At 58.8% G+C, this 17811-nt stretch carries 29 protein-coding genes; 27 read left to right on the forward strand and 2 right to left on the reverse strand.

The window, feature by feature from the left end; translation table 11 throughout:
• Nucleotides 1-86: 86 nt before the first annotated feature.
• From rplB to rplP, 5 genes are read left to right on the forward strand one after another with little or no spacing between them, the layout of a single operon-like run.
• Nucleotides 87-929, forward strand: coding sequence for a 50S ribosomal protein L2 (gene rplB / locus NIT7645_RS09940; RefSeq protein ID WP_008561157.1), 843 nt, complete (start codon nt 87-89; stop codon nt 927-929).
• Between the two features lie 3 nt (nt 930-932).
• Entirely contained in the window at nt 933-1211 is a 279-nt protein-coding gene (rpsS, locus tag NIT7645_RS09945) for a 30S ribosomal protein S19 (RefSeq protein ID WP_005980699.1), read from the forward strand.
• A 3-nt stretch (nt 1212-1214) separates the two neighbouring features.
• Nucleotides 1215-1595, forward strand: coding sequence for a 50S ribosomal protein L22 (gene rplV / locus NIT7645_RS09950; protein ID WP_008560423.1), 381 nt, complete (start codon nt 1215-1217; stop codon nt 1593-1595).
• Nucleotides 1595-2302 (forward strand): 30S ribosomal protein S3, encoded by a 708-nt coding sequence (rpsC, locus tag NIT7645_RS09955; protein WP_008560126.1) that lies wholly within the window; start codon nt 1595-1597, stop codon nt 2300-2302. The genes rplV and rpsC overlap by 1 nt, the downstream gene beginning before the upstream one ends.
• A 12-nt stretch (nt 2303-2314) precedes the next feature.
• A complete protein-coding gene (rplP, locus tag NIT7645_RS09960; protein ID WP_008559969.1) occupies nt 2315-2728 on the forward strand; it encodes a 50S ribosomal protein L16 in 414 nt (137 codons plus the stop codon).
• Between the two features lie 140 nt (nt 2729-2868).
• Here rplP and NIT7645_RS09965 read toward each other — a convergent pair whose 3' ends face one another.
• Nucleotides 2869-3336, reverse strand: coding sequence for a DM13 domain-containing protein (locus NIT7645_RS09965; protein ID WP_008559050.1), 468 nt, complete (start codon nt 3334-3336; stop codon nt 2869-2871).
• A 131-nt stretch (nt 3337-3467) separates the two neighbouring features.
• Between NIT7645_RS09965 and NIT7645_RS09970 the strand changes: the two genes are divergently transcribed.
• Together NIT7645_RS09970 and NIT7645_RS09975 are read left to right on the forward strand one after the other, a co-directional pair.
• Nucleotides 3468-4088: a TIGR02466 family protein gene (locus NIT7645_RS09970; RefSeq protein WP_046212222.1), complete on the forward strand. Its 621-nt coding sequence runs from the start codon at nt 3468-3470 to the stop codon at nt 4086-4088.
• Between the two features lie 119 nt (nt 4089-4207).
• Nucleotides 4208-4576: a hypothetical protein gene (locus NIT7645_RS09975; RefSeq protein ID WP_050686916.1), complete on the forward strand. Its 369-nt coding sequence runs from the start codon at nt 4208-4210 to the stop codon at nt 4574-4576.
• A 245-nt stretch (nt 4577-4821) separates the two neighbouring features.
• Here the strand turns inward: NIT7645_RS09975 and NIT7645_RS09980 are convergent, their stop codons facing one another.
• A complete protein-coding gene (locus NIT7645_RS09980) occupies nt 4822-5151 on the reverse strand; it encodes a DUF2322 family protein (RefSeq protein ID WP_008560121.1) in 330 nt (109 codons plus the stop codon).
• Nucleotides 5152-5411: 260 nt separating this feature from the next.
• On the opposite strand from NIT7645_RS09980, the gene rpmC reads away from it, so the two are divergent.
• The 20 genes from rpmC (at nt 5412) to NIT7645_RS10085 (ending at nt 17810) form a co-directional block, all read left to right on the forward strand.
• On the forward strand, nt 5412-5612 hold the full coding sequence (rpmC, locus tag NIT7645_RS09985) for a 50S ribosomal protein L29 (RefSeq protein ID WP_008560132.1): 201 nt from the start codon (nt 5412-5414) through the stop codon (nt 5610-5612).
• A gap of 11 nt (nt 5613-5623) precedes the next feature.
• On the forward strand, nt 5624-5854 hold the full coding sequence (rpsQ, locus tag NIT7645_RS09990) for a 30S ribosomal protein S17 (protein ID WP_005621877.1): 231 nt from the start codon (nt 5624-5626) through the stop codon (nt 5852-5854).
• A 100-nt stretch (nt 5855-5954) separates the two neighbouring features.
• A complete protein-coding gene (gene rplN / locus NIT7645_RS09995) occupies nt 5955-6323 on the forward strand; it encodes a 50S ribosomal protein L14 (RefSeq protein WP_005621870.1) in 369 nt (122 codons plus the stop codon).
• Between the two features lie 2 nt (nt 6324-6325).
• A complete protein-coding gene (rplX, locus tag NIT7645_RS10000; RefSeq protein WP_008560005.1) occupies nt 6326-6637 on the forward strand; it encodes a 50S ribosomal protein L24 in 312 nt (103 codons plus the stop codon).
• The gene (gene rplE, locus NIT7645_RS10005; RefSeq protein WP_008560900.1) at nt 6630-7193 is read left to right on the forward strand and encodes a 50S ribosomal protein L5; all 564 of its coding nucleotides are present in this window, start codon (nt 6630-6632) and stop codon (nt 7191-7193) included. Before rplX ends, rplE begins: the two co-directional genes overlap by 8 nt.
• An 18-nt stretch (nt 7194-7211) precedes the next feature.
• Nucleotides 7212-7517: a 30S ribosomal protein S14 gene (gene rpsN / locus NIT7645_RS10010; RefSeq protein ID WP_008561382.1), complete on the forward strand. Its 306-nt coding sequence runs from the start codon at nt 7212-7214 to the stop codon at nt 7515-7517.
• 13 nt (nt 7518-7530) lie between these two features.
• Entirely contained in the window at nt 7531-7923 is a 393-nt protein-coding gene (rpsH, locus tag NIT7645_RS10015) for a 30S ribosomal protein S8 (protein ID WP_008561906.1), read from the forward strand.
• 12 nt (nt 7924-7935) lie between these two features.
• Nucleotides 7936-8469, forward strand: coding sequence for a 50S ribosomal protein L6 (rplF, locus tag NIT7645_RS10020; RefSeq protein ID WP_008562148.1), 534 nt, complete (start codon nt 7936-7938; stop codon nt 8467-8469).
• A gap of 11 nt (nt 8470-8480) precedes the next feature.
• Nucleotides 8481-8840 carry a 50S ribosomal protein L18 gene (rplR, locus tag NIT7645_RS10025; protein WP_008560648.1) on the forward strand — a complete coding sequence of 120 codons (360 nt, stop codon included), beginning with the start codon at nt 8481-8483 and terminating at the stop codon, nt 8838-8840.
• A gap of 147 nt (nt 8841-8987) precedes the next feature.
• Nucleotides 8988-9554: a 30S ribosomal protein S5 gene (gene rpsE, locus NIT7645_RS10030; RefSeq protein WP_008563071.1), complete on the forward strand. Its 567-nt coding sequence runs from the start codon at nt 8988-8990 to the stop codon at nt 9552-9554.
• A gap of 12 nt (nt 9555-9566) precedes the next feature.
• On the forward strand, nt 9567-9755 hold the full coding sequence (gene rpmD, locus NIT7645_RS10035) for a 50S ribosomal protein L30 (RefSeq protein ID WP_008559881.1): 189 nt from the start codon (nt 9567-9569) through the stop codon (nt 9753-9755).
• 273 nt (nt 9756-10028) lie between these two features.
• Nucleotides 10029-10244 carry a DUF1127 domain-containing protein gene (locus NIT7645_RS10040; protein ID WP_008560511.1) on the forward strand — a complete coding sequence of 72 codons (216 nt, stop codon included), beginning with the start codon at nt 10029-10031 and terminating at the stop codon, nt 10242-10244.
• A gap of 593 nt (nt 10245-10837) precedes the next feature.
• Nucleotides 10838-11308 carry a 50S ribosomal protein L15 gene (gene rplO, locus NIT7645_RS10050; RefSeq protein WP_008561531.1) on the forward strand — a complete coding sequence of 157 codons (471 nt, stop codon included), beginning with the start codon at nt 10838-10840 and terminating at the stop codon, nt 11306-11308.
• Between the two features lie 110 nt (nt 11309-11418).
• On the forward strand, nt 11419-12783 hold the full coding sequence (gene secY, locus NIT7645_RS10055; protein ID WP_046212218.1) for a preprotein translocase subunit SecY: 1365 nt from the start codon (nt 11419-11421) through the stop codon (nt 12781-12783).
• Nucleotides 12780-13427 carry an adenylate kinase gene (locus tag NIT7645_RS10060; protein WP_050673165.1) on the forward strand — a complete coding sequence of 216 codons (648 nt, stop codon included), beginning with the start codon at nt 12780-12782 and terminating at the stop codon, nt 13425-13427. Before secY ends, NIT7645_RS10060 begins: the two co-directional genes overlap by 4 nt.
• Nucleotides 13428-13786: 359 nt before the next feature.
• Nucleotides 13787-14155, forward strand: coding sequence for a 30S ribosomal protein S13 (gene rpsM, locus NIT7645_RS10065; RefSeq protein ID WP_008559263.1), 369 nt, complete (start codon nt 13787-13789; stop codon nt 14153-14155).
• Nucleotides 14156-14170: 15 nt separating this feature from the next.
• The gene (gene rpsK / locus NIT7645_RS10070; RefSeq protein ID WP_008560534.1) at nt 14171-14560 is read left to right on the forward strand and encodes a 30S ribosomal protein S11; all 390 of its coding nucleotides are present in this window, start codon (nt 14171-14173) and stop codon (nt 14558-14560) included.
• Between the two features lie 114 nt (nt 14561-14674).
• A complete protein-coding gene (locus tag NIT7645_RS10075; RefSeq protein WP_008562550.1) occupies nt 14675-15691 on the forward strand; it encodes a DNA-directed RNA polymerase subunit alpha in 1017 nt (338 codons plus the stop codon).
• A 134-nt stretch (nt 15692-15825) separates the two neighbouring features.
• Entirely contained in the window at nt 15826-16248 is a 423-nt protein-coding gene (gene rplQ, locus NIT7645_RS10080; protein ID WP_008562519.1) for a 50S ribosomal protein L17, read from the forward strand.
• Between the two features lie 164 nt (nt 16249-16412).
• On the forward strand, nt 16413-17810 hold the full coding sequence (locus tag NIT7645_RS10085; protein ID WP_008563195.1) for a trypsin-like peptidase domain-containing protein: 1398 nt from the start codon (nt 16413-16415) through the stop codon (nt 17808-17810).
• The last annotated feature ends 1 nt before the right edge of the window (nt 17811 follow it).

The following is a 17811-nucleotide window of genomic DNA, read 5'->3' on the forward strand; positions in this document are numbered from 1 at the left end:
ATCACTGGCACCTACGGGGGCCTTAAACATAGCTGGACCAAAGACAAAAACCTAAGGTCTGGCACGCTAAACGGAAGACAGAAAGCATGGCACTCAAGTCGTATAAACCGACTACGCCGGGCCAGCGTGGGCTGGTTCTGATCGACCGTTCGGAGCTTTGGAAAGGGCGTCCGGTCAAATCTCTCACTGAGGGTCTGACCAAATCGGGCGGCCGGAACAACACCGGACGGATCACTTCACGTCGTCGTGGCGGCGGCGCAAAGCGTCTCTACCGGATCGTCGATTTCAAGCGCAACAAATTCGATGTTGCGGCGACCGTCGAGCGGATCGAATACGACCCGAACCGGACCGCATTCATCGCACTGATCAAATACGAAGACGGCGAGCAGGCGTATATCCTCGCTCCGCAGCGTCTGGCAGTTGGTGACAAGGTAATCGCCTCCGCGAAAGCCGACATCAAGCCGGGCAACGCAATGCCGTTCTCGGGCATGCCGATCGGTACCATCGTTCACAACATCGAAATGAAGCCCGGCAAAGGCGGCCAGATCGCCCGTGCAGCCGGTACCTATGCTCAGTTCGTTGGTCGTGATGGTGGCTACGCTCAGATCCGCCTGTCCTCGGGTGAACTGCGCCTCGTCCGTCAGGAATGCATGGCCACCGTTGGTGCCGTGTCCAACCCTGACAACTCCAACCAGAACTTTGGTAAAGCCGGCCGTATGCGCCACAAGGGCAAGCGTCCTTCTGTGCGTGGTGTGGTTATGAACCCGATCGATCACCCGCACGGTGGTGGTGAAGGTCGTACCTCCGGTGGTCGTCACCCGGTGACCCCATGGGGTAAGCCGACCAAAGGTAAGCGCACCCGCAACAAAAACAAAGCGTCGCAAAAGCTCATCATCCGCTCGCGCCACGCCAAGAAGAAGGGACGTTAACATATGTCTCGCTCTGTATGGAAAGGCCCCTTTGTCGATGCTTACGTGCTGAAAAAAGCCGAAGCAGCGCGCGAGTCGGGCCGCAACGAAGTCATCAAAATCTGGTCGCGTCGTTCCACCATTCTGCCCCAGTTCGTGGGTCTGACATTTGGTGTGTACAACGGTCAGAAGCACATTCCCGTCAACGTCTCAGAAGACATGATTGGTCAGAAGTTCGGTGAATACTCCCCGACTCGTACCTATTACGGTCACGCTGCGGACAAAAAAGCGAAGCGGAAGTAAGTCATGGGCAAGGCAAAAAATCCCCGCCGCGTGGCAGACAACGAAGCAATGGCAAAACTGCGCATGCTCCGTACCTCCCCGCAGAAACTGAACCTCGTCGCCGGCATGATCCGTGGCAAGAAAGTTGAGAAGGCTCTGACCGACCTGACTTTCTCCAACAAGCGGGTCGCGCAGGACGTGAAGAAATGCCTTCAGTCCGCAATTGCGAACGCCGAGAACAACCATAACCTGGACGTCGATGAACTGATCGTAGCCGAGGCTTATGTAGGTAAAAACCTGACCATGAAGCGTGGCCGCCCTCGTGCCCGTGGCCGGTTTGGCAAGATCCTCAAGCCGTTTTCGGAGATCACCATCAAGGTGCGTCAAGTTGAGGAGCAAGCTTAATGGGACATAAAGTCAATCCGGTCGGCATGCGCCTTCAGGTCAACCGCACCTGGGACAGCCGTTGGTACGCCGACACCAAAGACTATGGTGATCTGCTGCTGGAAGACCTGCGCATCCGTGATTTCATCAAGGAAGAGTGCAAGCAGGCAGGCATCGCCCGTGTGATCATCGAACGCCCCCACAAGAAGTGCCGTGTGACCATTCACACCGCGCGTCCGGGCGTGATCATCGGCAAAAAAGGCGCGGACATCGAAGTTCTTCGCAAGAAGATCGCTTCCATGACCGACTCCGAGCTGCACCTCAACATCGTTGAAGTGCGCAAGCCTGAACTCGACGCTCAGCTGGTTGGCGAATCCATCGCTCAGCAGCTGGAACGCCGTGTGTCCTTCCGTCGCGCGATGAAGCGTGCCGTTCAGAACGCAATGCGCATGGGCGCCCTGGGTATCCGGGTGAACGTCGCTGGTCGTCTGGGTGGTGCTGAAATCGCTCGTACCGAATGGTACCGTGAAGGTCGTGTGCCGCTGCACACCCTGCGCGCCGACATCGATTACGCTCACTCCGAAGCCTCGACCCCTTACGGGATCATCGGGATCAAAGTCTGGATCTTCAAAGGCGAGATCATGGAACACGATCCTCAGGCGCGTGACCGTAAAGCACAGGAACTCCAGGACGGTCCGGCACCTCGCGGTGCAGGCGGTCGTCGCTAAGGAGGGTATGAGATGCTTCAACCAAAGCGTACTAAATTCCGCAAAATGCACAAAGGCCGGATCTCCGGTGAAGCAAAAGGCGGTTCGGACCTGAACTTCGGCACCTATGGCCTGAAGGCAACTACTCCTGAGCGTGTGACTGCACGTCAGATCGAGGCTGCCCGTCGTGCCATGACCCGCCACATGAAGCGTCAGGGCCGTGTATGGATCCGCATCTTCCCGGACACCCCGGTTACCTCTAAGCCCGTCGAAGTTCGTATGGGTAAAGGTAAGGGCTCCGTGGACTACTGGGCATGCAAAGTTAAGCCCGGTCGCGTGATGTTCGAGATCGACGGTGTGAACGACGACATCGCACGCGAGGCCCTGCGCCTGGCCGCGATGAAACTGCCGGTGAAAACCCGCGTCGTGGTTCGCGAAGACTGGTAATTGGCGAAAGCCAGATACTGATCTGAAAATAGAAACCCCCGCTGAAATCTCAGCGGGGGTTTTTCGTTCTGCGGGTTTTGTTGGCAGGGGATGGCGGTGTCTGCCTGCGGTGACGGGGCAGGGGGGGGGGCGTGCGCCCCTCAGCGGTATTTGGCTGCGGTGATGAACTCGCCAAAGGCCTCGCACCAGATCACAACGGTTGTATAGGCCTCGATGTTGATGCCCTCTGGCACGTCAAGGATCAGCCCGCCAAACATCTTGACATCCCCCACCCGCACAGAGGCATCCTTGATGGCTTCAAATCCGGCTTCATCCTCTACGAACTCGGGGGCGAGATACAGCTTGTAGTCCGGGCCGGGGGCCAGCTCTCCGATATGGGTGATCCGCGAGGGGGACAGGCTGATGCTGCCGGTGCCCCAATGCAGGAAATCGCTGCCTGCAAGATCACGGGTAAAGCTGCCGGTATAGGTCGCACCTTCCGCGCCAGCGGTCAGCGTTGCGGCATCGGGCCCCTTTGGCGCGGTCAGGATTGGCAGGATGTAGATCCCCAATGCCACGCCGATCACCAGCGCAATCCCATGTGTCACAAGTCTGAAGATCCAACGCATATCCCGGTCCCTCTTGCTGAGTTTTGCGCAGCTTACGTGCGTCAACTTGTCAAAGGAAAGAGCCAGTTTGGCCTGCGGGCCGGGAAACAACGGATCTCGCACTTTGTCCGGGCATGCGCTATGGGACAGCTATGGCACAGATTGAATCACTCTTCGTTACCCGTCTCTACCGCGCCGCCTTGTCCGAACATGGACCCAAGATCGACGCGAGTGAACTTGAAAACTCCTGCTTTGTGATCGCACAGGATGACGACGCCGGTCAGGACTGGTGCGAGGAGAATGGCTATCCGGGCTACACCTCTTATGCATCGCTGACGGACCTGCCCTGGCGCTTTCCGATCTTTGCCGATCTGGTAAAGTCGCTGGACCTGCATGTGGCGGCCTTTGCCGAGGATCTGCAACTGGATCTGGACGGGCGCAAACTGGTGCTGGAAGATCTCTGGATCAACATCCTGCCCGAAGGCGGCACCCACGCCAGCCACATCCACCCCCATTCGGTGATTTCGGGCACCACCTATGTGTCGATGCCCGACGGCACTAGCGCCCTGAAACTGGAAGACCCGCGTCACGCCATGATGATGGCCCATCCCCCGCGCACCAAGGATTGCCGACAGGAGCTGAAGACCTTTGTCTACCAATCCCCCGCGGTCGGTGATGTGCTGCTCTGGGAGAGCTTTATCCGCCACGAAGTCCCGCTGAACATGGCCGAAGACGAGCGCGTCTCGGTGAGCTTCAACTACCGCTGGGAGTAACCGCCATCCTGGAAATGATCCGGGAGGGGCATTCAAACGCGAACGGGCGTAGTCCCCGGTCGCTGACTGAACGGGAGAGCGCGTTTGTGGCACTCCTCAGGTGAGGGGGGCGCCTCTTAGTGTATGATCACAGCCCGATTGTTTTGAACGATGGTGAGCAGGTGGTCCACGCCGTTCACGCCCGCATAGTTCCAACCTTGACCGAAGTTGTGGTTATCGCCCTGTGTGCGCCGCTGGCTCTGGTGATATGGCTGTTTGTGCATCGGAGCTTTCGCTCGTCCACATATGTGATTACCACACAGCGTGTCCTGTCGGTTGAAAGATCGGGTGTTTGCGATGAAGTCGGTATCGGGGACATTCAGCGCCTGAAAACCCGTCGCGGAGCGATGATGATCTACGCAGGGGGCAAGCGGCTGTGGCTCCCGCGGCTGCCGGACGGCTGGCATTTCGAAACCGTTCTGAACAATGTGCAGCGCATGGGAATGTGATGCTGGCGCTTGACGTAAATCCCGCTTCTTTAGGGGGCATAAGCCGCTTTGCGAGCCCCCAGGGAAGGCGCCCTTCCGTGGGGGGGGCGGGGCCGACCCGGGCTTTGAGCCCGCGCCAAGATCTTCAGGTCAAGAGATCGCGAATGGCGGTTTAGAGCCGTTTATCCAAACCACGCCCGCGTCTGAACCACAGGTGGCGTGCGGCAGTCTCGCATTCCTTTTCAAGGATTGCCTGCCGCACGATGTCACTTTGTGACAACCCGCACCGTCAATGGTGCCCCGCCGCCAATAATCTCCAGCAGCAGGTCGATGTTGGGATGCGCACCGGGCCGGTTTCTGGCGTCTTCGGTATGTTCCGCAAAAACGGCGAGCCCGTGAGAGGCGGCTTCAGCATCCAGTGTCTCAAATGTCTGTGCCAGATATTGATAGACCGCAAGCGAGCCCTGTTTGCCGGGAATGTTGTCGATACGGGCCGTGACGCGGCCGGAAGTATCCAAGAGCTCGATACCGTCTGTCCCCTCGATCGAAGGGATAAGTTGGAGGTTCTCTTTGAACGATGCGGTGGGCTGGATCATTGCGGCATCCTTTGCAGTGTGATTGGATGCTGGGTAGCAGCTTTTGGATGGCTTGCAAGCAACACCCCCGCGCGCGCCAACCTTTCCCTTGCCCCCCCCTCCTATCTCCTCTATAGGGACCCATCGCTTGGGCCAAATCCGCCTTGGATTTTGGTCTGGTGATTCTTTTTGCCGTGCATTTTGCACGGGTGACATAACCCACCAGGTTCAAAGGTGACCCACACGGGGCCTTCTGGTGCTTAGGACAAGGAACAAAGGCGATGAACGCCAATGATCTGCGCGACAAGACCGTGGATGAACTCCGCGACATGCTCGCATCCATGAAAAAAGAGAGCTTCAACCTGCGCTTTCAGCAGGCAACCGGTCAGCTGGAAAACACTTCGGGTATCAAAGCGGCACGCCGCAACGCTGCCCGCGTGAAGACCATCCTGAACGAAAAAGCTGCAGCAGCAGCCGAATAAGGAGCGACACAATGCCCAAACGTATCCTGCAAGGCGTTGTGACCAGCGACGCAAACGCCCAGACCGTAACTGTCTCGGTTGAACGCCGCTTCACGCACCCGGTTCTGAAGAAAACCATTCGTAAGTCCAAGAAATACCGGGCTCACGATGAAAAGAACGCTTTCAAGGTCGGCGACTCTGTACGCATCATCGAATGCGCGCCGAAATCGAAAACGAAACGCTGGGAAGTTCTGGAAGCCTAAGAGTCTCATTCGAGACTCCTGGCGACTAGACTTAACAGTCAGTCGAAACCCTGGGGGATCACAGCATCGCATCGCTGCCCCATAGGTCGGGAGAAACCACATGATCCAGATGCAAACAAACCTGGATGTTGCTGACAACTCCGGCGCTCGCCGAGTTCAGTGCATCAAGGTTCTGGGTGGTTCCAAGCGTAAATACGCATCCGTTGGCGACATCATCGTCGTCTCGGTAAAGGAAGCCATCCCGCGCGGCCGCGTGAAAAAAGGTGACGTCCGTAAGGCCGTCGTCGTACGCACCGCCAAAGAGGTCCGTCGTGAAGACGGCACCGCAATCCGTTTTGACCGCAACGCAGCTGTCATCCTGAACAACAACAACGAGCCGGTAGGTACCCGTATCTTTGGCCCGGTTGTTCGTGAACTGCGCGCGAAAAACTTCATGAAGATCATCTCGCTCGCTCCGGAGGTGCTGTAATCATGGCTGCTAAACTCCGCAAAGGCGACAAGGTCGTCGTGCTGGCCGGCAAGGACAAGGGCAAAGAAGGCACCATTGCCTCCGTTGACCCGAAAGCCGGTAAAGCCGTTGTCGAAGGCGTGAACATGGCGATCCGTCATACCCGTCAGACCCAGACCAGCCAAGGTGGCCGCCTGCCCAAGGCCCTGCCGATCCAGCTGTCGAACCTGGCTCTGCTGGACGCAAACGGCAAAGCAACCCGCGTTGGCTTCCGCATGGAAGGCGACAAGAAAGTGCGCTTCGCCAAAACCACGGGGGACGTGATCGATGCTTGATAACGCAACCTACACCCCGCGTCTGAAAGCTCTCTACAAGGAAACCATCCGTGGCGCCCTGAAAGAAGAGTTCGGCTACAAGAACGAGATGATGATCCCCAAGCTGGACAAGATCGTTCTGAACATCGGCTGCGGCCGTGCTGCCGTAAAAGACAGCAAGAAAGCCAAGTCTGCTCAGGCTGACCTGACCGCAATCGCGGGCCAGAAAGCTCTGACCACCGTGGCAAAGAACTCCATCGCTGGCTTCCGCGTTCGCGAAGGCATGCCGATGGGCGCAAAGGTGACTCTGCGCGGCGACCGGATGTATGAATTCCTCGACCGTCTGACCACCATCGCGATGCCCCGTATCCGCGACTTCCGCGGCGTTCCGGGCACGTCTTTTGACGGCCGTGGCAACTATGCCATGGGTCTGAAAGAGCACATGGTCTTCCCCGAGATCGACTTCGACAAGATCGACGAACCCTGGGGTATGGACATCGTGATTGCCACCACCGCGAACACCGACGCGGAAGCAAAGGCGCTGTTGAAAGCATTCAACATGCCCTTCAACAGCTAAGCGCGGGAAGGAAGAGACATGGCTAAGAAAAGCATGATCGAACGCGAGAAGAAGCGCGAGCGCCTGGTGGCTAAATACGCCGCAAAGCGTGCCGAGCTGAAAGAGATCGCAAACGACGAATCTCGCCCGATGGAAGAGCGCTTCAAAGCGCGCCTCGACCTGGCGAAACTGCCGCGCAACTCGTCGGCAACCCGTCTGCACAACCGCTGCCAGCTGACCGGCCGTCCTCACGCTTACTACCGTAAGCTGAAGATCAGCCGTATCGCTCTGCGGGAACTGGGCTCGAATGGCCAGATCCCCGGCATGGTGAAATCGAGCTGGTAAGGGAGAGACTGATATGAACGATCCTATCGGCGATATGCTCACCCGTATCCGTAACTCTCAGATGCGCGGCAAATCCACCGTCCTGACACCGGCTTCCAAGCTGCGTGCCTGGGTTCTGGATGTGCTCGCAGACGAAGGTTACATCCGCGGCTATGAGAAAACGACTGATGCGAAGGGCCACCCGGCCATCGAAATCAGCCTGAAATACTTCGATGGCGAACCTGTCATTCGCGAACTGAAGCGGGTCTCCAAACCCGGTCGTCGCGTATACATGGGCGTCAATGACATCCCGTCGGTCCGTCAGGGCTTGGGTGTGTCGATTGTCTCCACCCCCAAGGGTGTGATGTCGGACGCAAACGCACGCGCAGCCAACGTTGGCGGCGAAGTGCTCTGCACCGTCTTCTAAGGAGGTCTGTCGATGTCCCGTATTGGTAAAAAAGCGGTCGAGCTGCCCAGCGGTGTATCCGCCAGCGTCTCCGGCCAGAGCATCGAAGTGAAAGGTCCGAAAGGCACCCGTAGCTTCACCGCAACCGACGACGTCACCATCACTGTCGAAGACAACCTGGTCAAAGTGGACCCGCGCGGTAAATCCAAGCGTGCCCGCCAGCAGTGGGGCATGTCCCGCACTATGGTCCAGAACCTCGTCACCGGCGTGACCCAGGGCTTCAAAAAAGAGCTGGAGATCCAGGGTGTGGGTTACCGGGCTCAGATGCAGGGCAACACCCTGAAGCTGAACCTGGGCTACAGCCACGACGTTGACGTTGTTGCTCCGGAAGGTGTCACCATCACCGCACCGAAGCAGACCGAAATCGTTGTCGAAGGTAACGACCAACAACTCGTCGGCGAAGTTGCGGCCAAAATCCGCGACTGGCGTCGTCCCGAGCCCTACAAAGGCAAGGGTATCCGCTACAAAGGCGAGTTCATCTTCCGCAAGGAAGGCAAGAAGAAGTAAGGACCAGCAAAATGGCAAACAGCAAACGTACCCTGTTTCTGAAGCGCCGGCTGCGCGTCCGGAACAAGCTTCGCAAGGTCAACGCAGGCCGTCCGCGCCTGTCCGTGCACCGTTCGAACAAGAACATCTCTGTTCAGCTGATCGACGACGTGCGTGGCGTGACCGTCGCCGCCGCCTCCACCCTGGAAAAAGACCTGGGTTTTGTCGGCAAGAACAACATCGAAGCAGCCACCAAAGTGGGTTCGGTTATTGCCGAGCGCGCAAAGGCGGCAGGCGTCACCGAAGCATACTTCGACCGTGGCGGCTTCCTGTTCCACGGCAAAGTGAAGGCTCTGGCCGACGCAGCGCGTGAAGGCGGTCTGAAGATCTAATGATCTTTGTGTCTGCCCTCGGCGAGGCACAAGTCAGACACTGTGGGCGGCGTCCGCGCCGCCCCGATGATCCGGGAGCCGGGTTAGACCGGCTCACCTGGATTGAGTAGATAAAGGCGCTCGTCGCCAGGATGAAAGGAATGCCTTATGGCAGAACGTGAAAACCGCCGGGGTAACCGTCGCGACCGCGAGGAAACCCCGGAATTCGCAGATCGCCTCGTCGCGATCAACCGCGTTTCCAAAACCGTAAAAGGTGGTAAGCGCTTTGGCTTCGCCGCTCTGGTGGTTGTTGGCGATCAGAAAGGCCGCGTCGGCTTTGGTAAAGGTAAAGCGAAAGAGGTCCCCGAGGCCATTCGCAAAGCCACCGAGCAGGCCAAGCGTCAGATGATCCGCGTGCAGCTGAAAGAAGGCCGCACTCTGCATCACGACATGCACGGCCGTCACGGCGCAGGCAAAGTTGTCATGCGCACCGCACCGGAAGGTACCGGTATCATCGCAGGTGGTCCGATGCGTGCCGTCTTCGAAATGCTCGGCGTCAAAGACGTTGTTTCGAAGTCGATCGGTTCGCAGAACCCCTACAACATGATCCGCGCCACCATCGACGGTCTGAAAAAAGAGCAGTCGCCGCGTTCGGTTGCTCAGCGTCGTGGTAAAAAAGTCGCCGACATCCTGCCCAAGCGGGATGAAGCACCTGCTGCTGAAGCAGAAGCGTAAGGAGACGGACACATGGCAAAAACCATCGTTGTTAAGCAGATCGGTTCCCCGATCCGCCGCCCCGCAGACCAGCGCGCAACTCTCGTTGGCCTGGGCCTGAACAAGATGCACAAGACCCGTGAACTGGAAGACACCCCTTCCGTACGCGGTATGGTCAACAAGATCCCGCATCTGGTTGAGATCATCGAAGAGCGCGACTAAGCCTCTTTCTCGATTGAGACACGACTTAGAAACGCCCCGGTTCGCCGGGGCGTTTTTCTTTTGCCCCTTTGCTGTGCGCGCGGCTCTCAAATTGCCAAAACGGCAGCATCACATCCGATTTGAGCGATTTTTCCCATGCACAGGCTGCATAGCGGGAAGTCCAATGCGTCAGTTGTTTGCGGTAACATGCAGGGCTATCTGATGGGTGTCACTGAAACAGACAATGATCAACACCCGCCGGAAATACGTCCGGTCAGATAAAGGAACATCACAATGGCACATGTCATCAACACCACCTACGCCGGTAACTCCCTCTTTGCCCGCATCCGCACCCTGTTCCAGGAACTGCAGGACCAGCGCGCATTGCACCGCGAGTACACCCGCACCTACAACGAATTGAACGCTCTGAGCGACCGTGACCTGGCCGACATCGGCATCGGCCGCGGTGACATCGACACGCTCGCCCGCGAGCACGTCTACGGCGCCTGATCCCACCGAGATAGAATTGTCGGACCCGTTCCTCCTCCCTCGGATCTGACAATTTGCTGAGAACGCTCCTGCCCCTCCTCCTCCCTGGGCAGGGGCGTTTTCTCGTTTTTGGGGGGCTGATGCCGGGGTGTTGCCTACCCTGCGCACGCCCCATGCACGATCGTTTCAGATCGCTGTGCCATGCTGGGGGCGATCGCGATCTTCGCCGGGTTTGGCACCCCGGCAAATGGAACCGGACCCACGCAAAACAGGCGCGGGCCATGACAGATATATCCTCATGCGGGGCAAGCCCCCGATCCACATCCACCCGGCGGCGCCGCCACCCTTTATGAAACGGCTCCAGACGGAACGGACACAGCACCAGACGAGACGGCAGAGCAACCGGCAGGGCAGGGGCCTTGGCGGGGAAACGGCGTGTATGTCCGCCGCCCTGCTGGCGATCCCGGCTGTCTGTACACCTCCACTCTTGATCCTGCCCCGCATCGGGTCTATACGCCCCCGGTGGTCCTATGGACTGCAGAATCAGAAAATCAAAAATGCCGTGTTTGACCCGCTTACGCTTCAGGGGTCAGTTCCGGCGAAGGAGAAGCGATATGAAACTTCATGAACTGCGCGACAACCCAGGCGCCGCACCGAAACGCACCCGCGTTGGCCGTGGTCCGGGCTCCGGCAAAGGTAAAATGGGTGGCCGTGGTATCAAAGGTCAGAAATCCCGTTCGGGTGTTTCGATCAACGGCTACGAAGGCGGCCAGATGCCCCTCTACCAGCGTCTGCCCAAGCGTGGCTTCAACAAGCCGAACCGCAAGGCATACGCAGTTGTGAACCTGGGCCTGATCCAGAAGTTCATCGACGCAGGCAAGCTCGACGCAGCCTCCATCAACGAAGACACCCTGGTTGCATCCGGTGTTGTTCGTCGCAAACTGGACGGCGTTCGCGTTCTGGCCAAGGGTGAATTCACCGCAAAAGCGACCATCGCAGTAACCGGCGCCTCCAAGGCTGCCGTGGACGCAGTCGCAAAGGCCGGTGGCTCCCTGACCGTGGCAAACACTGCCGCAGCTGAGTAACAGCTTGTGAGCGGCGCCGATGCCGCTTACATAGAATTCAGTTTTCCATTGACGCCGCCCGAGCCGGAAAACGGCCCTGGGCGGCGTTTTCGCAAGAAGAGACCTTTTTTATGGTATCAGCAGCAGAACAAATGGCGGCGAACACCAGTTGGTCGGCTCTTGGCAAGGCGACAGACCTGCGTAATCGCATTCTGTTTACCCTTGGCCTTTTGATCGTCTACCGCCTTGGGACATATATTCCGGTTCCCGGAATCGATGCAGATGCCCTGCGCCAGTTTATGGCACAGGCAGGGCAGGGGATCGGTGGCATGGTTTCCATGTTTACCGGCGGCGCGCTTGGCCGGATGGGTATTTTTGCCCTCGGTATCATGCCTTACATCTCGGCATCGATTATCGTCCAGCTGCTGACCTCGATGGTTCCCTCGCTTGAGCAGCTCAAGAAAGAGGGCGAACAGGGTCGCAAGAAGATCAACCAATACACCCGCTACGGCACCGTTCTTCTGGCAACAGCCCAGTCCTATGGTCTGGCTGTGTCGCTCGAATCCGGTGATCTGGCGACCGATCCGGGCCTGTACTTCCGTCTGGCCTGCATGATCACGCTGGTGGGCGGCACCATGTTCCTGATGTGGCTGGGCGAGCAGATCACCCAGCGTGGCATCGGCAACGGTATCTCGCTCATCATCTTCGTCGGCATCATTGCCGAGGTTCCCGCCGCAATCGCCCAGTTCCTGGCCTCCGGCCGCTCTGGCGCGATCAGCCCTGCGGTGATCATTGCCGTGATCGTCATGATGGTTGCGATCATCATGTTCGTGGTCTTCATGGAACGCGCCCTGCGCAAGATCCACATCCAATATCCGCGCCGTCAGGTCGGGATGAAGGTCTATGACGGTGGCTCCAGCCACCTCCCGGTCAAGGTGAACCCGGCAGGCGTTATCCCGGCGATCTTTGCCTCCTCGCTTCTGCTGCTGCCGGTGACCATCTCCACCTTCTCGGCGGATGCAACCAACGGCCCGATCATGTCGTGGCTGCTGGCAAACTTCGGCCCCGGACAGCCGCTTTACCTGCTGTTCTTCGTGGCGATGATCGTGTTCTTTGCCTATTTCTACACCTTCAACGTCTCCTTCAAACCGGATGATGTTGCCAACAACCTCAAGAACCAGAACGGCTTCGTGCCCGGCATCCGCCCCGGCAAGAAAACCGCGGAATACCTGGAATATGTGGTCAACCGCATCCTGGTTCTCGGCTCTGCCTATCTGGCCGCTGTCTGCCTGCTGCCCGAAATCCTGCGTGGTCAGCTGGCGATCCCCGTCTACTTCGGTGGCACCTCGGTGCTGATCGTGGTGTCGGTGGTCATGGACACCATCCAGCAAGCCCAGAGCCACCTGCTCGCGCATCAGTATGAAGGCCTCATCGAGAAGAGCCAGCTGCGCGGCCGTAACAAGAAACGCACACGACGGGGACCGGCACGCCGATGACCAATATCATTCTTCTTGGACCGCCCGGCGCCGGCAAAGGCACCCAGGCCCGCTATCTGGTCGAATCGCGCAACATGGTTCAGCTGAGCACCGGTGACATGCTGCGCGACGCGCAGGCCTCCGGCAGCGAGATGGGCAAGCGCGTGGCAGAGGTCATCGCCCGTGGTGAGCTGGTCACAGACGAGATCGTCATTGGCCTGATCCGCGAAAAGATCGAGGAAGGCGCCGAAGGCGGCTTCATCTTCGACGGCTTCCCCCGCACTCTGGCGCAGGCCGATGCCCTGGCAGAGCTGCTGTCGGCAACCGGTCAGAAGCTCGACGCAGTGATCGAGATGCAGGTTGATGACGAGGCGCTGGTTGCCCGCATCACCGGTCGTTCCACCTGCGGCGACTGCGGTGAGGTCTATCACGATCAGACCAAACCCTGGCCCGAAGACGGCAAATGCGCAAACTGTGGTGGCACCACCCAGAAACGCCGCGCCGACGACAACGAGGAAAGCCTCCGCACCCGTCTGATGGAATACTACAAAAAGACCTCGCCGCTGATCGGCTACTACTACGCCAAGGGCAACCTGCAGCGTCTCAACGGTCTCGATTCCATCGAAAAGGTCCGCGAAAACCTCGCTTGGATCATGGGCGAGTGATCCGAAACCGGATCTGACCCAGTGGTTTCTGACGGCTCCGCCCCCTTGGGTTCGGGGCCGTTTTTTCACCCGGGGGCCCGATCAGGGCTCTGCGCAAAGCTGCCGCAAAAAACGCAGGCCGGGCCGGGCGGACGGGCATGGCGCAAGGAAACTTTGCCACGGCATCGGGGCACGGGTTGACCCAAGCGTCATTTCCACATAGGGAACCCCATCCCCTGTGGGAATCATTCCAGCTGCGCGCGTATACCGCGCATCTGAATTACCTCAAAATGCTGGACCCACTGGCTCCACTGCCAAGGTCAAGTGTTGTGAAAAAAGGTTCCGGCACTACGGAACCGCAACGAAAAGGAAAGTGACACGTGGCACGTATTGCCGGCGTTAACATCCCGACTGCAAAGCGGGTACCAATCGCCCTCACATATATCACCGGTATCGGTTCCACCTCCGCAGAAGCAATCTGCGAAGCTGTAGGCATCGACCGTACCCGTCGCGTCAACGAGTTGTCGGATGCCGAAGTTCTGGCCATCCGTGAGCACATCGACGCCAACTACACCGTCGAAGGCGACCTGCGCCGCGAAGTGACCATGAACATCAAACGTCTGATGGATCTGGGTTGCTACCGTGGTCTGCGTCACCGTCGTAACCTGCCCGTTCGCGGTCAGCGTACCCACACCAACGCTCGTACCCGCAAAGGCCCCGCAAAGGCCATCGCTGGTAAGAAGAAATAAGGGAGGGTCTGACCAATGGCACGCGATAAGACTCGCATTAAGCGCAAAGAGCGTAAGAACATCGCCTCTGGCGTTGCACATGTGAACTCCTCGTTCAACAACACCAAGATCCTGATCTCGGATGTGCAAGGCAACGCGATTTCCTGGTCCTCCGCAGGCACCATGGGCTTCAAGGGTTCCCGTAAGTCGACCCCTTATGCTGCTCAGATGGCTGCTGAAGATGCAGGCAAAAAAGCGCAGGATCACGGCGTTAAAACTCTGGAAGTCGAAGTTCAGGGCCCCGGTTCGGGTCGTGAATCCGCACTGCGCGCACTGGCTGCAATCGGCTTCAACATCACTTCCATCCGTGATGTGACCCCGATCGCGCACAACGGCTGCCGTCCGCCGAAGCGCCGTCGCGTATAATCGACAAGAATTCAGCTGGGGCTTTGCAATTTCTGCAGGGCCCCAGTCCGTCATTTGAAACCTCGGGCGTCTGCACCTTCGGACATGGGGCGCGGACAGGAATGGAGGGACCGCATGATCCACAAGAACTGGGCTGAACTGATTAAGCCGACCCAGCTTGATGTTAAGCCGGGCAATGATCCCGCACGTCAGGCCACCGTTGTGGCAGAACCGCTGGAACGCGGCTTTGGTCTGACCCTTGGCAACGCGCTGCGTCGCGTTCTGATGAGCTCGCTGCAAGGCGCGGCCATCACCTCTGTGCAGATCGACAACGTCCTGCACGAATTCTCCAGCGTCGCCGGCGTTCGCGAAGATGTCACCGACATCATCCTGAACCTCAAAGGTGTGTCGCTGCGCATGGAAGTCGAAGGCCCCAAGCGCCTTTCGATCAATGCCAAAGGCCCGGCAGTTGTGACCGCAGGTGACATCTCCGAATCCGCTGGCATCGAAGTTCTGAACCGCGAGCACGTGATCTGCCACCTCGATGATGGTGCGGATCTGTTCATGGAACTGACTGTCAACACCGGCAAAGGCTATGTCTCTGCCGACAAGAACAAGCCCGAAGATGCGCCCATCGGTCTGATCCCGATCGACGCCATCTATTCGCCGGTCAAGAAGGTCTCCTATGACGTTCAGCCGACCCGCGAAGGTCAGGTTCTGGACTATGACAAGCTGACCATGAAGGTCGAAACCGACGGCTCCATCACCCCGGAAGACGCCGTGGCCTTTGCTGCGCGCATCCTCCAGGACCAGCTGTCGATCTTCGTCAACTTCGACGAGCCGGAATCGGCTGGCCGTCAGGACGACGACGATGGTCTCGAGTTCAACCCGCTTCTCTTGAAGAAAGTGGACGAACTGGAACTGTCCGTGCGTTCGGCAAACTGCCTGAAGAACGACAACATCGTCTACATCGGCGATCTGATCCAGAAAACCGAAGCAGAAATGCTCCGCACCCCGAACTTCGGCCGCAAGTCCCTGAACGAGATCAAGGAAGTGCTGTCGGGTATGGGTCTGCACCTCGGTATGGACGTCGAGGACTGGCCGCCGGACAACATCGAAGATCTGGCCAAGAAGTTCGAAGACAGCTTCTAAGAGATTGGGCGGCTTTCGGGCCGCCCGAAATGCCCGGACCTGCCGGGGACGATATGGGCATCCGCCCCAAGGTGAGTGGCTGACAAGTTATCAGCTGCCTGACAAAGCAAAACCTAAGATCAAGGAATGAAACAATGCGTCACGCACGTGGTTATCGCCGCCTGAACCGTACTCATGAGCACCGTAAGGCCCTGTTCTCCAACATGGCTGGCTCGCTGATCGAGCACGAGCAAATCAAAACGACCCTTCCGAAAGCAAAAGAACTGCGCCCGATCATCGAAAAGATGATCACCCTGGCAAAGCGTGGCGATCTGCACGCTCGCCGTCAGGCCGCGTCCAAGCTGAAAGAAGACAAGGACGTTGCGAAGCTGTTCGAGGTTCTGGGCCCGCGCTACAAGGACCGTCAGGGTGGCTACGTCCGCATCCTGAAAGCCGGCTTCCGTTACGGTGACATGGCTCCGATGGCAATCATCGAGTTCGTCGACCGCGACGTTTCCGCCAAAGGCGCCGCCGACAAGGCACGTCTGGCAGAAATCGAAGCTGCTGACGAAGAATAATCTTCTCGGTCATCCGACCGGACCTACCCCCGCTCTGGAAACAGGGCGGGGGTTTTTCGTTTCCGGGGCAGGGGCCAAAACCGCTGTTTTTCCCCCGTAAATCCAACCTTGTAAAAGGGGGGCATGGTCCGCATATCCTGTTCACAAGAACAAACGGAGTCGTCATGTTTCGTGCCATCCTGACCGCAGCAGGCCTGTTCCTGGCCACTCAGATCCCCACCACTCAGGCGCTCGCCGAGACCCGCGTGCCGCAGTCGCAGGCAGAGATCTCTTTGGGCTTTGCACCACTGGTGAAAGAGGCAGCCCCCGCAGTGGTGAACATCTACGCCAAGATCGTGCAGGAACAACGTCGCACGCCGTTCATGAACGATCCGTTCTTTGACGATTTCTTTCGTGGCCTGTCCAAGCCGCAACCACGGGTGCAGAACTCGCTGGGGTCGGGCGTAATCCTGTCAGCGGACGGGATCGTGGTGTCGAACTATCACGTGGTGGGCATGGCGACCGATATCCGCGTGGTGACAACCGACCGGCGCGAATACGCCGCGCAGGTGGTATTGGCAGATGAGGCCAGCGATCTGGCAATCTTGCAGCTGCAAGATGCCGAAGGCCTGCCCTATCTGGAGCTGCGCGACAGCGATCAGGTCGAAGTGGGTGAACTGGCGCTGGCCATCGGCAACCCCTTTGGCGTGGGGCAGACCGTCAGCAGCGGCATCGTGTCGGGGCTGGCGCGCAGCGGTGCCGCCACCGGAGAGGGGCTGGGCTATTTCATTCAGACCGACGCCCCGATCAACCCCGGCAACTCTGGCGGGGCGCTGATTGACGTGAATGGCGATCTGATCGGGATCAACACCCGCATCGTGACCCGCTCTGGCGGCTCCAACGGTATCGGCTTTGCCATCCCCGCCAATCTGGTGCGCGCCTTCATGCGGCAGGCCGATCAGGGCGCGGAGGAGTTCCAGCGCCCCTGGGCGGGCATGATGGGCCAGCCGGTTGATGCGGATCTTGCCGCCTCGCTTGGCATGGACCTGCCAGAAGGGATGGTGATCTCCGATCTCCACCCCGCGAGCCCCTTTGCCAAGGCCGGTTTCCAGGTGGGGGACGTGGTTCTGGATGTCGCCGGTCAGCCGGTGAATTCGCCCTCTGAAATGGTGTTTCGCATGTCAGTTGCAGGTCTGGGCGACACCGCAGAGGTCACGCGCCTGCGCGGCGGTGAACGCAGCGCGCTCCAGGTCGAAATGATGCTGGCCCCCGATGATCCGCCTGCTGATCCGCTGACCCTGAATGAGCGCAGCCCGCTGCCCGGTCTGACGGTGGCGCGCATCAACCCGCAATCGATCGTCCGTCTGCAACTGCCGATGTCGGCCAAGGGCGTGGTGATCACCGACCCCGGCGCCTATGGCGGCCGCGTGGGGCTGCGCCCCGGTGATATCATTCTCGCAATCAACGACACCGTGATCGAAACACCGCAGGACGTGCCGAATGTGCTGGCCGCTGCGGGGCGCTGGATGAAGGTGGATCTCAACCGTCAGGGCCAGCGCGTCTCGCTGCGCTACAGGCTCTGAT

Source organism: Phaeobacter italicus (genome assembly GCF_001258055.1).
Lineage (GTDB): Bacteria > Pseudomonadota > Alphaproteobacteria > Rhodobacterales > Rhodobacteraceae > Phaeobacter > Phaeobacter italicus.

What these genes read in the sequence shown, in the direction of transcription:
- rpsC (WP_008560126.1), top strand. Translation starts at nt 1,595, where the DNA reads ATGGGACATAAAGTCAATCCGGTCGGCATGCGCCTTCAGGTCAACCGC.
- rpmD (WP_008559881.1), top strand. Translation starts at nt 9,567, where the DNA reads ATGGCAAAAACCATCGTTGTTAAGCAGATCGGTTCCCCGATCCGCCGC.
- rplQ (WP_008562519.1), top strand. Translation starts at nt 15,826, where the DNA reads ATGCGTCACGCACGTGGTTATCGCCGCCTGAACCGTACTCATGAGCAC.
- rpsN (WP_008561382.1), top strand. Translation starts at nt 7,212, where the DNA reads ATGGCTAAGAAAAGCATGATCGAACGCGAGAAGAAGCGCGAGCGCCTG.
- NIT7645_RS10060 (WP_050673165.1), top strand. Translation starts at nt 12,780, where the DNA reads ATGACCAATATCATTCTTCTTGGACCGCCCGGCGCCGGCAAAGGCACC.
- rplF (WP_008562148.1), top strand. Translation starts at nt 7,936, where the DNA reads ATGTCCCGTATTGGTAAAAAAGCGGTCGAGCTGCCCAGCGGTGTATCC.
- NIT7645_RS09980 (WP_008560121.1), bottom strand. Translation starts at nt 5,151, where the DNA reads ATGATCCAGCCCACCGCATCGTTCAAAGAGAACCTCCAACTTATCCCT.
- NIT7645_RS10075 (WP_008562550.1), top strand. Translation starts at nt 14,675, where the DNA reads ATGATCCACAAGAACTGGGCTGAACTGATTAAGCCGACCCAGCTTGAT.
- NIT7645_RS10040 (WP_008560511.1), top strand. Translation starts at nt 10,029, where the DNA reads ATGGCACATGTCATCAACACCACCTACGCCGGTAACTCCCTCTTTGCC.
- rplO (WP_008561531.1), top strand. Translation starts at nt 10,838, where the DNA reads ATGAAACTTCATGAACTGCGCGACAACCCAGGCGCCGCACCGAAACGC.
- rpmC (WP_008560132.1), top strand. Translation starts at nt 5,412, where the DNA reads ATGAACGCCAATGATCTGCGCGACAAGACCGTGGATGAACTCCGCGAC.
- NIT7645_RS09965 (WP_008559050.1), bottom strand. Translation starts at nt 3,336, where the DNA reads ATGCGTTGGATCTTCAGACTTGTGACACATGGGATTGCGCTGGTGATC.
- rpsH (WP_008561906.1), top strand. Translation starts at nt 7,531, where the DNA reads ATGAACGATCCTATCGGCGATATGCTCACCCGTATCCGTAACTCTCAG.
- rplN (WP_005621870.1), top strand. Translation starts at nt 5,955, where the DNA reads ATGATCCAGATGCAAACAAACCTGGATGTTGCTGACAACTCCGGCGCT.
- rpsS (WP_005980699.1), top strand. Translation starts at nt 933, where the DNA reads ATGTCTCGCTCTGTATGGAAAGGCCCCTTTGTCGATGCTTACGTGCTG.
- rplV (WP_008560423.1), top strand. Translation starts at nt 1,215, where the DNA reads ATGGGCAAGGCAAAAAATCCCCGCCGCGTGGCAGACAACGAAGCAATG.
- rpsE (WP_008563071.1), top strand. Translation starts at nt 8,988, where the DNA reads ATGGCAGAACGTGAAAACCGCCGGGGTAACCGTCGCGACCGCGAGGAA.
- rplX (WP_008560005.1), top strand. Translation starts at nt 6,326, where the DNA reads ATGGCTGCTAAACTCCGCAAAGGCGACAAGGTCGTCGTGCTGGCCGGC.
- rplR (WP_008560648.1), top strand. Translation starts at nt 8,481, where the DNA reads ATGGCAAACAGCAAACGTACCCTGTTTCTGAAGCGCCGGCTGCGCGTC.
- rpsK (WP_008560534.1), top strand. Translation starts at nt 14,171, where the DNA reads ATGGCACGCGATAAGACTCGCATTAAGCGCAAAGAGCGTAAGAACATC.
- rpsQ (WP_005621877.1), top strand. Translation starts at nt 5,624, where the DNA reads ATGCCCAAACGTATCCTGCAAGGCGTTGTGACCAGCGACGCAAACGCC.
- NIT7645_RS10085 (WP_008563195.1), top strand. Translation starts at nt 16,413, where the DNA reads ATGTTTCGTGCCATCCTGACCGCAGCAGGCCTGTTCCTGGCCACTCAG.
- rplB (WP_008561157.1), top strand. Translation starts at nt 87, where the DNA reads ATGGCACTCAAGTCGTATAAACCGACTACGCCGGGCCAGCGTGGGCTG.
- secY (WP_046212218.1), top strand. Translation starts at nt 11,419, where the DNA reads ATGGTATCAGCAGCAGAACAAATGGCGGCGAACACCAGTTGGTCGGCT.
- NIT7645_RS09970 (WP_046212222.1), top strand. Translation starts at nt 3,468, where the DNA reads ATGGCACAGATTGAATCACTCTTCGTTACCCGTCTCTACCGCGCCGCC.
- rplE (WP_008560900.1), top strand. Translation starts at nt 6,630, where the DNA reads ATGCTTGATAACGCAACCTACACCCCGCGTCTGAAAGCTCTCTACAAG.
- rplP (WP_008559969.1), top strand. Translation starts at nt 2,315, where the DNA reads ATGCTTCAACCAAAGCGTACTAAATTCCGCAAAATGCACAAAGGCCGG.